Annotated in this window: 18 protein-coding genes and 2 pseudogenes; 15 read left to right on the top strand and 5 right to left on the bottom strand. The window is 70.8% G+C overall.

What is annotated here, in order from left to right:
- Nucleotides 1-206: 206 nt before the first annotated feature.
- From AB0J04_RS43295 to AB0J04_RS43245, 11 genes and pseudogenes are all read left to right on the top strand, one after another.
- Nucleotides 207-522: pseudogene (locus tag AB0J04_RS43295) on the top strand (TrmO family methyltransferase); the annotation flags it as partial.
- A 744-nt stretch (nucleotides 523-1,266) separates the two neighbouring features.
- The gene (locus tag AB0J04_RS43290) at nucleotides 1,267-1,887 is read left to right on the top strand and encodes a hypothetical protein (protein ID WP_363174210.1); all 621 of its coding nucleotides are present in this window, start codon (nucleotides 1,267-1,269) and stop codon (nucleotides 1,885-1,887) included.
- A gap of 6 nt (nucleotides 1,888-1,893) precedes the next feature.
- Nucleotides 1,894-2,943: an SRPBCC family protein gene (locus AB0J04_RS43285; RefSeq protein ID WP_363174209.1), complete on the top strand. Its 1,050-nt coding sequence runs from the start codon at nucleotides 1,894-1,896 to the stop codon at nucleotides 2,941-2,943.
- A 5-nt stretch (nucleotides 2,944-2,948) separates the two neighbouring features.
- On the top strand, nucleotides 2,949-3,464 hold the full coding sequence (gvpJ, locus tag AB0J04_RS43280; RefSeq protein ID WP_363174208.1) for a gas vesicle protein GvpJ: 516 nt from the start codon (nucleotides 2,949-2,951) through the stop codon (nucleotides 3,462-3,464).
- Nucleotides 3,461-4,264 carry a GvpL/GvpF family gas vesicle protein gene (locus AB0J04_RS43275; RefSeq protein WP_363174207.1) on the top strand — a complete coding sequence of 268 codons (804 nt, stop codon included), beginning with the start codon at nucleotides 3,461-3,463 and terminating at the stop codon, nucleotides 4,262-4,264. The genes gvpJ and AB0J04_RS43275 overlap by 4 nt, the downstream gene beginning before the upstream one ends.
- 2 nt (nucleotides 4,265-4,266) lie before the next feature.
- Entirely contained in the window at nucleotides 4,267-4,518 is a 252-nt protein-coding gene (gene ccmI / locus AB0J04_RS43270; RefSeq protein ID WP_363174206.1) for a c-type cytochrome biogenesis protein CcmI, read from the top strand.
- A 3-nt stretch (nucleotides 4,519-4,521) separates the two neighbouring features.
- Entirely contained in the window at nucleotides 4,522-4,989 is a 468-nt protein-coding gene (locus AB0J04_RS43265) for a gas vesicle protein (protein ID WP_363174205.1), read from the top strand.
- Nucleotides 4,986-5,432: a gas vesicle protein gene (locus AB0J04_RS43260; protein WP_363174204.1), complete on the top strand. Its 447-nt coding sequence runs from the start codon at nucleotides 4,986-4,988 to the stop codon at nucleotides 5,430-5,432. The genes AB0J04_RS43265 and AB0J04_RS43260 overlap by 4 nt, the downstream gene beginning before the upstream one ends.
- Nucleotides 5,429-6,217 carry a GvpL/GvpF family gas vesicle protein gene (locus tag AB0J04_RS43255; RefSeq protein ID WP_363174203.1) on the top strand — a complete coding sequence of 263 codons (789 nt, stop codon included), beginning with the start codon at nucleotides 5,429-5,431 and terminating at the stop codon, nucleotides 6,215-6,217. The genes AB0J04_RS43260 and AB0J04_RS43255 overlap by 4 nt, the downstream gene beginning before the upstream one ends.
- Nucleotides 6,218-6,222: 5 nt before the next feature.
- Complete coding sequence (locus AB0J04_RS43250; protein WP_363174202.1) at nucleotides 6,223-6,465, top strand: gas vesicle protein; 243 nt, start codon at nucleotides 6,223-6,225, stop codon at nucleotides 6,463-6,465.
- Nucleotides 6,462-6,887 (top strand): annotated as a pseudogene (locus tag AB0J04_RS43245) (gas vesicle protein K); the annotation flags it as partial. The gene AB0J04_RS43250 and the pseudogene AB0J04_RS43245, both read left to right, overlap by 4 nt.
- A 23-nt stretch (nucleotides 6,888-6,910) precedes the next feature.
- Here the strand turns inward: AB0J04_RS43245 and AB0J04_RS43240 are convergent.
- The 3 genes from AB0J04_RS43240 to AB0J04_RS43230 are packed head-to-tail and all read right to left on the bottom strand — an operon-like array spanning nucleotide 6,911 to nucleotide 8,621.
- Nucleotides 6,911-7,297: a hypothetical protein gene (locus AB0J04_RS43240; protein WP_363174201.1), complete on the bottom strand. Its 387-nt coding sequence runs from the start codon at nucleotides 7,295-7,297 to the stop codon at nucleotides 6,911-6,913.
- Nucleotides 7,294-7,995, bottom strand: coding sequence for a hypothetical protein (locus AB0J04_RS43235; RefSeq protein WP_363174200.1), 702 nt, complete (start codon nucleotides 7,993-7,995; stop codon nucleotides 7,294-7,296). Before AB0J04_RS43235 ends, AB0J04_RS43240 begins: the two co-directional genes overlap by 4 nt.
- Nucleotides 7,986-8,621 carry a sigma-70 family RNA polymerase sigma factor gene (locus AB0J04_RS43230; protein WP_363174199.1) on the bottom strand — a complete coding sequence of 212 codons (636 nt, stop codon included), beginning with the start codon at nucleotides 8,619-8,621 and terminating at the stop codon, nucleotides 7,986-7,988. The genes AB0J04_RS43235 and AB0J04_RS43230 overlap by 10 nt, the downstream gene beginning before the upstream one ends.
- Before the next feature lie 233 nt (nucleotides 8,622-8,854).
- On the opposite strand from AB0J04_RS43230, the gene AB0J04_RS43225 reads away from it, so the two are divergent.
- From AB0J04_RS43225 to amaP, 4 genes are all read left to right on the top strand, one after another.
- Nucleotides 8,855-9,322 (top strand): Asp23/Gls24 family envelope stress response protein, encoded by a 468-nt coding sequence (locus tag AB0J04_RS43225; protein ID WP_363174212.1) that lies wholly within the window; start codon nucleotides 8,855-8,857, stop codon nucleotides 9,320-9,322.
- Between the two features lie 62 nt (nucleotides 9,323-9,384).
- The gene (locus AB0J04_RS43220; RefSeq protein WP_363174198.1) at nucleotides 9,385-9,567 is read left to right on the top strand and encodes a hypothetical protein; all 183 of its coding nucleotides are present in this window, start codon (nucleotides 9,385-9,387) and stop codon (nucleotides 9,565-9,567) included.
- A complete protein-coding gene (locus AB0J04_RS43215; protein WP_363174197.1) occupies nucleotides 9,564-10,667 on the top strand; it encodes a DUF6286 domain-containing Asp23/Gls24 family envelope stress response protein in 1,104 nt (367 codons plus the stop codon). The genes AB0J04_RS43220 and AB0J04_RS43215 overlap by 4 nt, the downstream gene beginning before the upstream one ends.
- A gap of 31 nt (nucleotides 10,668-10,698) precedes the next feature.
- The gene (gene amaP, locus AB0J04_RS43210; protein ID WP_363174196.1) at nucleotides 10,699-11,304 is read left to right on the top strand and encodes an alkaline shock response membrane anchor protein AmaP; all 606 of its coding nucleotides are present in this window, start codon (nucleotides 10,699-10,701) and stop codon (nucleotides 11,302-11,304) included.
- A gap of 15 nt (nucleotides 11,305-11,319) precedes the next feature.
- On the opposite strand, the gene AB0J04_RS43205 is transcribed toward amaP, so the two are convergent.
- Together AB0J04_RS43205 and AB0J04_RS43200 are read right to left on the bottom strand one after the other, a co-directional pair.
- Nucleotides 11,320-11,607: an HAD-IA family hydrolase gene (locus tag AB0J04_RS43205; protein ID WP_363174195.1), complete on the bottom strand. Its 288-nt coding sequence runs from the start codon at nucleotides 11,605-11,607 to the stop codon at nucleotides 11,320-11,322.
- A gap of 417 nt (nucleotides 11,608-12,024) precedes the next feature.
- On the bottom strand, nucleotides 12,025-12,831 hold the full coding sequence (locus AB0J04_RS43200; protein WP_363174211.1) for a Rieske (2Fe-2S) protein: 807 nt from the start codon (nucleotides 12,829-12,831) through the stop codon (nucleotides 12,025-12,027).
- Between the last annotated feature and the right edge of the window lie 294 nt (nucleotides 12,832-13,125).

The raw sequence follows: 13,125 nt of genomic DNA, 5'->3' as shown, positions 1-13,125 counted from the left end.
TACGTCCAGTACGAGGACTTCCGGCCGGCACACCGAGAGCACGCACCGGACGCCGCTCCTTGACGGGCAAACGTTGCCTGCCGCGGCACTAGACGCAGGCTCGGGGCGGGCGCGGTAGGCGGCCGTCGACATGCGCCGGCCGGTCCCGCCGTAGCGGCACCGTGGGATCCAGGCCATCGCTGCGCTGGAGGCACGAGCTGCCGCGTACCTGGCACTTCCATCGGGCTTCCCCCGGCGATGTCGCCCCGCACGCCCGCAGCGCCCACAACAACCCCCGGTGGCCGGCCGCTGGTACTTCGTCCACCGCAACCACCGCCGACCGAATCAGCTCGCCCAGTCGCTCCCCGACTGCTGAAGGTCGACGGCTGGGACCTGCACGTCACCGACCTCGACGCCGTGGACGGGACCCCGATCTACGACCTCGCCCCGTACTTCCAGGAGATGGGCCCGCGCGGCGAGGTCCGCGAACCCAACCGGCCGGGCGAGATGCTCACGGACAGTTGGGGCGGACCGCAGGACTGACAGAGGTCCTCCGCCAACGCGTCCCCGCCGCGGCAGTCTCGGAACAGACCAGGTCATCCTGGTCGGCGTCGCCGTACCCGGCCCTTATGGCGCGCTCGGCTCGGCTGAGGTGGACATCGCAGTGATGCGGATCGCCGACCGCAACGACATCGAACCCGAGACCGACGACCACCCGCCGCGGCCCGCCGATCCGATGGAGCCTTCCTGCACGTGCTGCTCACCATGGACGGCTTCTTCGCGTCCAGAGGGCTGCGGGTCACCGACAGCACGACCACCACGCTGCTGCCCTGCCGCCGCAACGAGATATGGGGCAGGTGTTCGACGAGGGCTTGCCGTGGCGCGCGCCGGGGAAGCTTGGACAACGACAGAAGCCCCAGGTCAATGACCTGGGGCTCAAGTGTGGAGGGTGGCGGGATTCGGCGGCGCCATCCTGGAGCTCGCTGACCAGGAGGAACAGCGCAAGGTCCGGTGGCAGGCCGACCTGTCGTGGAGCGCCCGTCCGCCCGGCGATCCACACGACGCGAGGCCAGCACCCTGCGGTCTCGCGCGTGACAAATGCCTCTAATGCTGAATACTTGGATATAAGTGTGATTCTGCGGGCAGGGGCCACGGAGGCGGCCGGACAAGATTCGGGACGCCTCAGAAAGACCTCGCACACAACATGTGGCCCGAGTCTGAAACGATCCGACGCGAGTGCGGGGTCTCCGGCAGCGCATCGATTCGATGCAGGAGGAGACAGAGATCATGAAGAACGGCCAGGTAGCACTAGGGCTCGCCGGCGGCTACTTCCTCGGACGCGCACACAAGATGCGATGGGCGCTGGCGCTTGCCGGCTTGGCGGCGGGCAGTCGCCTCCGTCCTGGCGGCGGGGCGGGGACGAAACTCCTGGCGTCCCCCGAGATCAACAAGCTCACGCAGACTGTGCGCAACGAGTTGCTGTCGGCGGGCAAGACCGCCGCCGTGGCTGCGGCCGGCAGTCGCATCGACTCGTTGAGCGACCGGATGCAACGACGGGCCTCGTCGCTTCGCGCCGGACCGGAGGCGGAGAAGCCCGAGAACCCCGAGGACAACGAAGAAGAGCCGCGCGACGAGGAAGAAGAAGAGGAGGAAGAGGAGCCCGGCGAGGAAGAGAAGGAAGAGCCGGCCGAGGAGGCCAAGCAGCGGGAGAGGGGGCGCCCTGCGCGGACTCGGGCCCCCAGCAGCAAGGGCCGTACGAGGACGCCGGCGACTCGTCCCGCTACGGACAAGAAGAAGACCAGCGCGAGCAGCAGCAAGAGCGCCAGCCGTAAGACCACCACTGGTCGCAGGACCGCGAGTTCGGGGTCATCCGGTAGTGGCGGGTCCGCACGGCGAGACCGAGGGTGATGACGTATGACTGATCGATCGGACGGTCAGAATTCGGGCGGCCTGGGCACGTTGACCAAAGAACTGCCTACCGACCGCTTCCTGGAAGAAGCGCAGAACCTCCTCGCCGCCCTCGGAGAGCGAGCAGTCACCAATGTGACGGACAAGGTCCAGGATCTGGCTCACGGCGGGGGACTGGATGGCGGTCTCAAAGCCAAAATGGCGCTTGCGGGGGGCAAGCACCTCCTGTCTCAGGGCACCTCGCAGGTGAAGTCCGCAGTCGGCGACGGCATTTCCCAGACGAAGGACAAGGTCAAGGAGACGCTGTCCGGCGGCCCGGGCGACGGTGACGGAGACAAGAAGAACAAGAAGCTCAAGGTCGTCAACATCGTAGAACAGATCGACGTGGGCCTTGCCGTCTCCGACGCCTACAACCAGTGGACGCAGTTCGAAGACTTCCCCACCTTCATGAAGAAGGTGGAGAACGTCGAGCAGGAATCCGAGACGGAGACGAACTGGAAGGCGCAGATCTTCCTCTCTCACCGCAAGTGGAAGGCGACCGTCATCGAGCAGGTGCCGGACGAGCTGATCATCTGGGAGTCGACGGGCGACAAGGGCCATGTCGACGGGGCGGTGACCTTCCATGAAGTCGGGCCGCACCTCACCAGGATCCTGCTGGTTCTGCAGTACTACCCGCAGGGCATGTTCGAGCGGACCGGGAACCTCTGGCGTGCTCAGGGCCGCAGGGCACGGCTCGAACTGAAGCACTTCCGTCGGCACGCGATGAGCCAGGTACTTCTGCACCCCGAGGAGGTTCAGGGGTGGCGGGGCGAGGTACACGACGGCGAGGTCGTGCGCACCGATGAGGAAGTGCGCGACGAGGAGGAGCAGGGCGAAGAGCAGCCCGAGGACGAATTCGAAGAGGCGGAGGAAGAGGAAGAGGAGCCGCGTAACGAGGAGGAAGAAGAGGAGGTGGAGGACCCGGGAGAGGAGGAACCCGAAGAAGAAGAGCCCGAGGCGGAGGAAGAGAAACCGGCCAGCCATCGGCGCCGGCGGTCCGCGGCTGAGGCCAGGTGAGCGTGATGACCGTCGCCAGCCAACGCAACCGCTACCTGGACCGGCCCTCCTCGGGCGGTCTGGCCGAGGTGATCGACCTGATCCTCGACAAGGGCCTCGTCATCGACATCTACGTCCGGGTCTCGCTGGTGGGCATCGAGTTGCTGACAATCGACGCCCGGATCGTGATTGCCAGCGTCGACACGTATCTGCGCTTCGCAGAGGCGGTGAACCGTCTCGACCTCGCCCGCAGCGGAACCGAGACACGTGGCTTGCCCGGGGTCATGGATGAGATCCACGAGGGGGGCGCCGAGCACAAGACGAAGGGCGCCCTGGAGGGGGTCAAGGACAAGGCCCAGGAGTTCCTTCACGGTGGGGATGAGGACGAGGAGGAGCAGCCCGAGGAGGAGCAGCCCGAGGAAGAAGAGGACGAAGAGGGCGAGTACGAGGAAGAGGAAGAGGACGAGGAGCAGTTGGAGCCAGTGGAAGCGAAGCCCCGGCGCACATCATCCCCTGCTCGTCATAAGGGACGGGACCGATGACGGGGGCCAACTCGCAGACGCCCGGGACGGAGAGCGGCCGGTACATCTACGGAGTCGTCCGGGGGGCCGAAGCCGTTACGGTGGTGGAGGGTCTGCCTGCGGTGGGGCGTGCCGAGGCGCAGGTGACCTACGTCAGGCATCGCGGGATCGCGGCCGTCGTGAGTGAGGTGGCCGCCGACCGGCCGCTGGGGACGGCGGACGACCTGCGCGCCCACGCCCAGGTGCTGGACTCGCTCGCGGCCGCGGATGCGACGGTACTGCCTTTCCGGTTCGGGACGGTGCTTCCCGATGAGAAGGCGGTGGCCGATGAGCTGCTGGCGTGCGGTTACGACGCCTTTATGGCCGCCCTCGACAGGCTGGAAGGTTCTGCCCAGTTCACACTCAGAGCCCGGTACGTACACGACGAGGTGCTGCGGGAGGTGCTCGCGGAGCAGCCGGAGGCGCAGCGGCTGCGCGACGAGCTGAACAGCATGCCCGAGGATGCCGGTTACTACCGGAGGATCCAGCTCGGCCAACTCATGGCCGAGGCGATCGCGGACAAACGTGACAGCGACTCCGTGGAGATCGACCGCTGTCTGGCGCCGTTCGCGGTCGCCGTGACACCGGGCGAACCGGCTGCCGCCGAGGCGGTCGCGGATGTCTCGTTCCTGGTCGAGCGGGAACGGCGTCCGGCCTTCGAGCAGGCGGCGGAGGACCTCGCCCGTCGCTGGTACGGCCGGATCCGGCTGCGGCTGCTCGGGCCGGTCGCTCCCTATGCCTTCGCGACCGAGGCGATGGCCGGCTTCGAGGAAAGGCGTTAGCCATGGGACTCTTCACCGGACTGCTGACCCTGCCGCTCGCGCCGGTCCGCGGCGTGGCGTGGATCGCTGAGCGGGTGTACGAGGAGGCGAACCGGGAGTTCGTTGATCCAGTGGTCATCCGTCAGCGCCTGGAGGAAGTCCAGGAAGCGCGGGAGAGCGGCGAGATCACGGAGGAAGAGGCGGCGGACCTGGAGGAGGAATACGTACGCCGTCTGATGGAGGCGGGGCCCCCGAGCGGTGGCCTGGAGGTGTGAGCCATGCCCGGGAGAGGACGCGAACGCTCCGTGCCCGAGGAGTCCGGGCCACCGCGCCGGGCCGGCGAACAGGCGGCTCCGGAGCGCCGCGGGACGACCCGAGGGACGGAGGGCAGGACGCCCCGGCGGTCCCGCCCGAAGGCTGACGAGGGTGAGGCGGACGAGTCACGACGCCGTCGGCACGCGCCCGAGCCGCAGTCACGTCGGCGCCCGGGCGTCACCGCGCGGAAGGCCGCTCAGTACGCGGCGCTCCATGTGCAGGAACTCACCGGTGAGCCGGCCGAGGGCGTGACCTCCCTGGAGCGCAGCGAGGACGGCTGGGAGGTGGGCATCGAGGTCGTCGAGACGCACCGGATACCCGATTCCACCGACATCCTCGCCGTCTACCGCGTCGATGTGGACGAGGAAGGGGAACTCGTCTCGTACCACCGCGACCGCCGGTACTACCGGGGAAGGGCGGATGACCAGTGACGATGAACCAGGGCCCGGGTTGGGCCGGATCAAGCAGAGCCGGCCTGAGCCCCGCGCGCCGTCCTGCCCCCTCCGAGCCGGCGAACCTCGCCGACATCCTGGAGCGTGTGCTCGACAAGGGCATCGTCATCGCGGGCGACATCCGGATCAACCTGCTGGACATCGAACTGCTCACGATCAAGATCCGGCTGATCATCGCTTCCGTCGACCGTGCCCGGGAGATGGGCATCGACTGGTGGGAGCACGATCCGACCCTGTCGGCGGGTAAGCGGGACGTGATCGAGGAGAACGAGCGCCTGCGCCGCCGTATCGGTGAGCTGGAGGCCGGCCGTGGCTCGGCCCCTGACGGGATGCCACGGACCGCCGGACCCCGCCAGGAGGAGGAGCCGCGACGGCGTCCACCGGGCCGGCGGTCCGGGGGCGGTACGGAGTCAGGGCCATGAACGGCGCGTCGGCCACCTGGCTCTACGCCGTGGCGTCCGGCAATGGGCCCGGTCTTCCGGCCGGCCTGAGGGGCGTGGCCGGCGAGCCCGTGCGCGTCGTCGAGGGCGCAAGGCTCTCCGCCGTCGTCGGGTCGGTGCCGCTGAGCGAGTTCGGGGAGCAGGAGCTCCGCGCCCACCTGGAGGATCTGAGCTGGCTGGAGGCGGCCGTCCGCGCTCACCACCGGGTGATCGACAGGGCGGCCCGCGGCGGGCGGGTCGTCCCCCTGCGGTTCGCGACCGTCTACCGCGACGACGCGCGGATCCGTTCCCTTCTGGAGGAGCGACGAGCCGATTTCGATTCCGTGCTGGCCCTGCTGGCCGGCCGGACGGAGTGGGGTGTGAAGGCGTACGCGGATCCGCAGGCGTTCGTGACGGACTCCCCGGGCGACCGGACATGCGATCAGGACAGCCCCGGCACGGCCTATCTGCTGCGCCGCAGAGCGCAGCAGAGGGAACGGGAGACCGCGCACCTGCGTGCCGCGGAGTGTGCGGAAGCGATCCATACGGCCCTCGCCGAGCTGGCCGCGAGGACGGCGGAGCATCCGCCGCAGGACGCACGGCTCGCCGAGTACGAGGGATGGATGCTCCTCAACAACTCCTACCTGGTGCCTGACTCCCGCGCGCAGGAGTTCGCCACCGCCGTGGCCTCCCTCGAACAGCGGTTCCCGCAGATCCAGTTGCAACTCAGCGGCCCTTGGCCGGCCTACTCGTTCACCGGAAGCAGCGACAGCGGACAGAAGGGGTGAGAGCCATGCTCGACGAACAGCGCTCGCGCGGGCCCGCGCCCGCGCCCGCGCTCGAGTCCCGGCAGATCGCGCTGGTGGACCTGCTCGACAGGGTGCTGGCCGGAGGCGTGGTGATCACCGGAGAGGTGACCTTGTGCATCGCCGATATCGACCTGGTCCGCATCTCGCTGCGGGCGCTGGTGGCTTCGGTCCGCGCCGAGTGGATCTCCGACGGCACGGGCCTCGACGCCGATGAGAGAGTCCGATGACCGGCCGTCCTGCTGAGCGTCGCCCGCGGCGGGACGGTGAGCCGGCTGTGAAGCCGACGCGGCACTACCGGCATTACAGGAAGGGGGCCGCGACGGCGCACGGCCCTGCGGGGGAAAACCGTCGGACCAGCGACGGCAAAGCCCCGGGGCCGACGCGGCGCGTCAGGATGGATCCGGAGTCGGTGGAACGCGGTCTGGCGGGCCTGGTGCTCACCGTCGTCGAGCTGCTGCGTCAGTTGATGGAGCGGCAGGCGCTGCGTCGCGTGGACGAGGGGGGTCTCAGCGACCATCAGGTGGAGCAGCTCGGACTGACCCTCATGGCGCTGGAGGACCGGATGGCCGAGTTGCGTGAACACTTCGGCTTGTCCGAGGACGATCTGAACATCGACCTCGGACCGCTCGGGCCTCTGCTGCGGCGGGACTTACCTCCGCCGGCGTCCGCCCACTACCGCAGGTGGGCTCGCGGCGTGGGGTCCACCAGGTGGGTGACGGTCACCAGGACGGTGACGGGTTCCGGTGTGCCACGCGCGGTCAGGTGGGCGGCGGCTACGGCCCGCACCTGCTCACGGACCTGGCGGGCCGTGTCCACGACGCGACGGTCCTCGTGCAGGACGCAGCGAACCTCCACCCGCCAGCCGGGGGCACCGGGTGCGTGTTCGGCCCGTATCCCGGCTCGGGCGGGCAGGGCCGGGAATCCGGCGGCCTGCCGGGCTCGGGAGGCCGCACCGGCCAGCCGTTGGCCGAGGCCGGGCTGGAGCGCGGCCACGCCGGGGACCGCCAAGGCGGCCCGGGCGGTGGCCTGACAGAGGTCCATCTCTCCAGTGAGGGTCATCGCTCTTCACCGTCCCCGGCAGCGGTCTGGCCGGACCGGCGGCCGGCATCACCGGGCCGGATTGGTTCCAGTAGGGCCACGACCTCCAGGTCGACGTTCGTCACGGCCAGGCCCAACGTTCGGTCCGCGGCCCGCAGGACGGCCTTGCGCACCAGGGCGGCCCGGTCGGGCAAGGGCTGATCCGGTGCGAGGGCCAGGGTCATGGTGACGTGAACGGTTGTGCCATCGTCGCCAGGGGCCGGGCGGCAGCTGATGGCGCGCGCGCCCGGCACGGAGTCGGCAGCCCGGCGCAGGACGTTCGCGGCAATGGTTTCGGCGATTCGCAGGTCCAGGGAAGGGTCGTCCAGCGGCAGCATCCGGCCGAGCCGTACCTCGTCGCGAACCGCGCGCATCACCCGCTCGGCAAGGGTCTGCCCGGCGGGCCGTTCCTCGGCGCGCATGGCGCGGGTGGCACGGTCCAGGGCCGTCAGTCCTTCCACGGCCTGCCGGCAGTACGGGCAGCCGACGGTGTGCGGATCAGCCTCGGTGGCGTCGCGGGCCAGCTCCCAGACCCAGCTGAGCGGACGCCCGCAGGGCAACCGTTCGTCGCCGGCCGGCAGGGGGATGCCGGGCGGCGACCCGGAGCCGTCTGCCTGGTCGCCTTCGTGGGGCAGCCCGCGGCCGGAGCGCCCGGAGAACGGAACGTCTTCTAGCGCCATGGCTCCATCGCCTCCGTCAACGAGCGCCGTGCCCGGAAGAGTCTGCCTCGTACGGTCTGCTGGCTGGTGTTCATCACCTGGGCGATCTCGTCGTAGTGCAGGCCGTGCAGTTCCCGAAGCACCCAGCAGGCCCGCTGTTCAGCGCTCAGCCCTCTGAGCGCTGTCACCAGGGCGCTGATGGTGGCATCGGTCTCGGTGACGCGCGCGGGAGCGCTGCCCATGTCCGGGGCGGCGGGTTCGGGGACGGTTTCCAGGGGGACAACGGGCGGGCGGCCGCGCAGGATGTTGAAGCAGCGGTTGGTGACGATCCGGTACATCCAGGTGCGGAACGCGGCACTGTGGCGGAACTCCGGCAACCGGCGCCAGGCGCTGAGGAAGGCTTCCTGGACAGCGTCCTCGGCATCCGCAGAGTTACCGAGCAAGTGGCGGGACAGTGCGAGCAACGACGCGCTGTGGCGGTGCACCAGAACGGCGAAGGCCTCGTCGTCGCCTTCTCCGGCCCGCAGGGCCAGCAGCCGGTCCGCCACGTCCGTCAGGGCCTCTGCGCTGCCGGTGCTCCCGACGGCCGGTGCGTCGTGCCGGTCGTCGGACGACTGCCGACTGAGGGGTGCGGCCGGTTTCCGCATGGCCCGCTCGTTTCCTCGCTGGGGCCCTCCACGGCCGCCAGAGGGCGGTCAGGGGCCCGGTCAAGGCCTCCGGGAGGAGGCGCCTGCCTGGGCATTATCGCCATACTCGTCATTATATGTGATGCATATCACATATAACTGGCGTGATGACTTTGGTCCATATATGTCCAACCTCTTGACGGGTACCGTACGGGTGCCCGTCAACGAGCGAGGTGATCCGCATGACAGACACCATGGGCCGTTCCGCCAACCAGGAGGGCAAGCAGAGCGAGACCGCGGGGAAGCCGCAGGCCCGCAGCGGTGCCGATTTGCGTCCCGAGGAGCGGGGGCGGACCACGATCACGGACAGCGTGGTCGAGAAGATCGCAGGGACGGCGGCCCGCGAGGTGCCGGGCGTCCACAGCCTGGGGGCCGGTATGGCCCGGACCTTCGGGGCCATGCGCGAACGGGTGCCCGGCGGGCACCCCAGCGTCACACGTGGGGTGAAGGTCGAGGTGGGCGAGCGCCAAGCGGCTGTGGATCTGGACGTCGTCGTCGAGTACGGACTGACCATCCCGGCCATCGCCGCAGACGTGCGCGGCAATGTCATCTCGGCGGTGGAGCGGATGACCGGACTGCAGGTCGTGGAAGTGAACATCGTCGTTGATGACGTACACCTGCCCGACGAGGAGGAGCAGGGGACCGAGGGGCGTGTGGAGTGATCCGGTGCACCCCACGCGCGGCGATCCGGGGGACGCTTCGAGGCGGGACGAGTGAGTGAGAGATGAGCAAAGCCACACTGGGCCTGCTCGTGGGCATGGCCTTGGGCTTCGCCGGCTACTTCGGCGGCTTCTGGGCGTTCTTGCTGGTGGCGGCCCTGGGCGCGGTAGGCCTGATCGTCGGCCGGGTCCTCCAGGGTGACGTCGACGTCAGCGACTTCGTGCGGGCCCGGGACCGGCAGCGGTGACCGCGCGATCCGCCTCCCCCGGCCCTCCGGCCGGCCCGGCCGAGGGCGCGGCGACGGCCCCCCGGCCCCTCCCGCCGCCGGCCGTGCGTGGCGCGACCGCCATCCGTGACGGGGTGGTCGCCCGCATCGCAGGCCGGGCCGCCCGCGAGGCCCTGATACGGGAGGCGGGCGTGTCACCTGGGCGCGGCCGCCTGGCCGCGCCCAGCCCCTCCGTACGCGTCCGCGGCGGATCGGCCCGGCTGAATCTGTCCCTTGACCTTCCGTACCCCGTCGACATCGCCGGGGCCTGTGGCCGCATGCGGCACGACATCGCCGAACGGGTGGGCGGACTGACCGGCATGAGCGTCATCGAAGTCGCCCTGACCGTCCGGCGACTGGTCCCCGCGGAGAAACTGGAGAACAGGAAAGAGCCGAACGGGGGCAGCGGGCCGGTCCCCGAAGGACAGCCTCCGCCCACGCGATCGGCCACCGCCGTCGCCTTGGCCAAGGGCCCGGCGGGCACCGAGCCGGCCGACGGCGAGCCCCCTCCCGGATCCCCGGCGCACCGCGTCGGGGGAAGCTCGTCGCCACGTCTGTGGTCCGCCCGCCGGGTCCCGGCGGCGCTGACGGCCGTGGTGGTGCTCGCCGCCGCCGGAACGCTGCTGTTCGACGTCGTCCGGGTACGGGCCGGAAGCAACGCCGCGGCCTGGCGTAAGGGCCTGGCCGACGAACTGGCCACCCGCCCGGTGGATGACGTCCGGGTGCTCACCGGCGCCGCCATCGCCGCCGTCCTGGGCCTGTGGCTGATCATCGTGGCGCTCACCCCCGGTCTGCGCCGCCTCCTGCCGCTGGACGCCCCCGCCGACTCCGAGCGCCTGCACGCCGTGCTGGACCGCAATGGTGCGGCTTTGCTGTTGCGCGACGCCGCGATGCGTGTTCCCGGCGTCAGCCGGGCCAGGGTGCGGGTGCGCAGACGCCGCGTCCAGGTCCGCGCCGACGTGAGCTTCCGCGACCCGCACGATGTCGGCGACGAACTCACCGCCGCCCTGCGCGATCAACTCCGGCAGCTTGCCCTGGCTCACCGGCCGCGGCTCACCGTCAGCGTCCGGCGCACGACATGACTCGCCCGGCAGGCCCGAAGCGGGAGGGACGATGAAGACACGAACCGCGATGAACCGGATCCTGCTGGCCCTGGCCGGCGTGGTGCTGCTGGGCGGCGGTCTGCTGGTACTCGCCAGCGGTCTGGACATCTACCGGCGCTGGAACCTCACACCGCCCGCCGACTGGCCGCTGTCCACCCCGCACGACATCCTGTTGAGCCGTGCCGACCGCACCCGCTGGACCGACGAGAGCTGGTGGCAGCCGACTGTGATCGCTGCCCTGGCGCTCGTCGTCCTGCTCTCCCTGTGGTGGCTGCTGGCCCAAGGGCGCCGGCGCCGCCCGGGTCGGCTTCTCGTCGGCGGAACTCCCCCGCAGGACGGCGTGGAACTACGCGACCAGGCACTGAACGACGCCCTCGCCGCCGACGCCGGCCAACTCCCCGGCGTCCACCGCGCCAGCGCCACGGTGACGGGCCGCCCCTCGCGCCCCCAGGCCCGCCTCACCCTCACCCTCGCCCCTGACAGCGCCCCCACAGAAGTCCTGGACGCCCTGCGCCTCGGACCCCTGGAGCACGCCCGTGAGTCCGCCGGCTGGGAACACTTCCCCACCGAGACCCGGCTTCGCGTAGCCGGCCACGGCCCGCACCGCGTCGAGTGAGGCTCCGGCGTCGCATCAGCACCCCCAAGTCGGCGCGCGGAGGGCGACGCAGGGCACGCCGGCCTTCGCGGCGGCGCTGACGTCCCAGACGGTGTCGCCGACGAAGACCGCCCGGCCGACGGGGACTCCGGCCCGGTCGAGAGCCTGCTCGACCAGGTCAGGAGAGGGTTTGCTCGCGGGCACGTCGTCGGCGCTGGTGGCGTCGACGATGACGTCGTCGGCGTCCAGGGCGGACCGCAGGGTGGCCAGTCTTCCGGCGTCGGCCGAGGTGGCCGGCACGACCCGCCGGCCACGGGCGGCCACGGCCCGCAGGAGATCGGCGGCGGCGTCCAGCGGGTCCGGCGGGCCGGAATACGTCCCGTACAGGGCCTTGTGCGTGCCACTGATCCCGCGTCACGGCGATGGTCGCAGGTGTCGCCCAGCAGGTGACCGAGGAGCTTGTCGGGCCCCATGCCGATCGCACGGATCTCCGCCATCGGCACATGGTGACCCGCCTGCCGGAGCGCCTCCCACCAGGCCACGACGTGCAGGTAATCGGTGTCGGCCAGCGTGCCGTCCATGTCGAACAGAGCGGCACGGTCACTCTTGTCGGCTCTCCCTCGTCATGCGTCTGCGACGCCCCGGGCTCCCTGGGCTCCCGTCCTCCTTGCGAAGGCCGCTGCCACGGACGTCCTCTGCCGCCGAGCCAGGTCACCGGCAGCGGCCATCGCCCGCGGGCCGTCACCGGGGTGGCGTGATGCGCACCTCGACCTGGCCGTCGGCGGTGACGCGGCTGTCGAAGGCGGGCTGCGGGGCCATCGCAGGGCCGTGGAGGTTGGCGCCGTCGGAGAGCCGGAAGAGGCTGCCGTGCCAGGGGCACTCGACGCACCCGTCGAGGACCTTGCCCTCGGACAGGGGGCCGGACATGTGACTGCAGCGGTCGGCCAGCACGTGCACCTGGGCCGCCTCGCCTTCGGGTTCCGGGACCCCGACCACCAGCACCGGAACCTCGCCGGCCATGCGGCGGACCGGTTCCCCGGCGGGGAACTCGGTCAGGGCGCCCACCCGGTGCCAGCCGGGCTCGACCAGCCGCGGCACCGCCTCGGCGTGGTTGACGCCCGCGGCCTGCCGGTAAGCGAGATGGCCGCCGAGAATTCCGCCGACCGTGGCGACCGTGAGGCCGGTGAAGCCGAGGACGCGTCCGAGGACCGGGCGGCCCTTCAGCCGGGCGGCGAGGGAGCCCGCGTACGCGGCGACGGCCGTGATGTTGGCGGCGGCGTGCACCAGGCCCACGCGGGCCTGCGGAGGCCGCTGCTCGGCCCAGTCCACCCACCCGGCCAGCGCCGCCGGCCCGGCGCCGGCCAGGCCAAGGGCGACCATCAGGCGCGCCGCACGGCTCTGGCCGGGCAACAGGTCGAGCACCGCCGCCGACGTCCACGCCCCGACGGGCACCTGCACCAGCGCCGGATGCATCGGATGGCCGATCCACAGCCCCCGCAGTACGTCCCGCCCCCGCCCCAGCGGCAGAGCCCGTACACCTTGCCGCATCAAGTCGGCGGCCCCGTCCAGCCACTCCTGGCCCTCCACGGCGTCCAGCGCGGCCGCCACGGGCGGAGCCACCGAAGCGCTATGGGGGCCAGAGATCGGCAATATGCGCGTAATTCTCATGGGGTCCGACTTTCCGCGTTGTGGCCGAATCCGGCGTCCGCACGTGAGAGAGACTGTGGTCCGGGCGCCGAGCCGGGGGGAGAGAGAACACGGCGCCCGGACCCACACATCCACGGCCGCTCAGCCGCGGTCATCGGTTGCCCTTCGGTTCGCGGCCAAAACCCGGCCCGGAGC

Origin of the sequence: Streptomyces sp. NPDC050263, from assembly GCF_040655955.1 — a bacterium.
GTDB lineage: Bacteria > Actinomycetota > Actinomycetes > Streptomycetales > Streptomycetaceae > Streptomyces.
The sequence above is the reverse complement of the archived record's forward strand: the minus strand, read 5'-3'. Positions and strand labels throughout refer to the sequence as shown.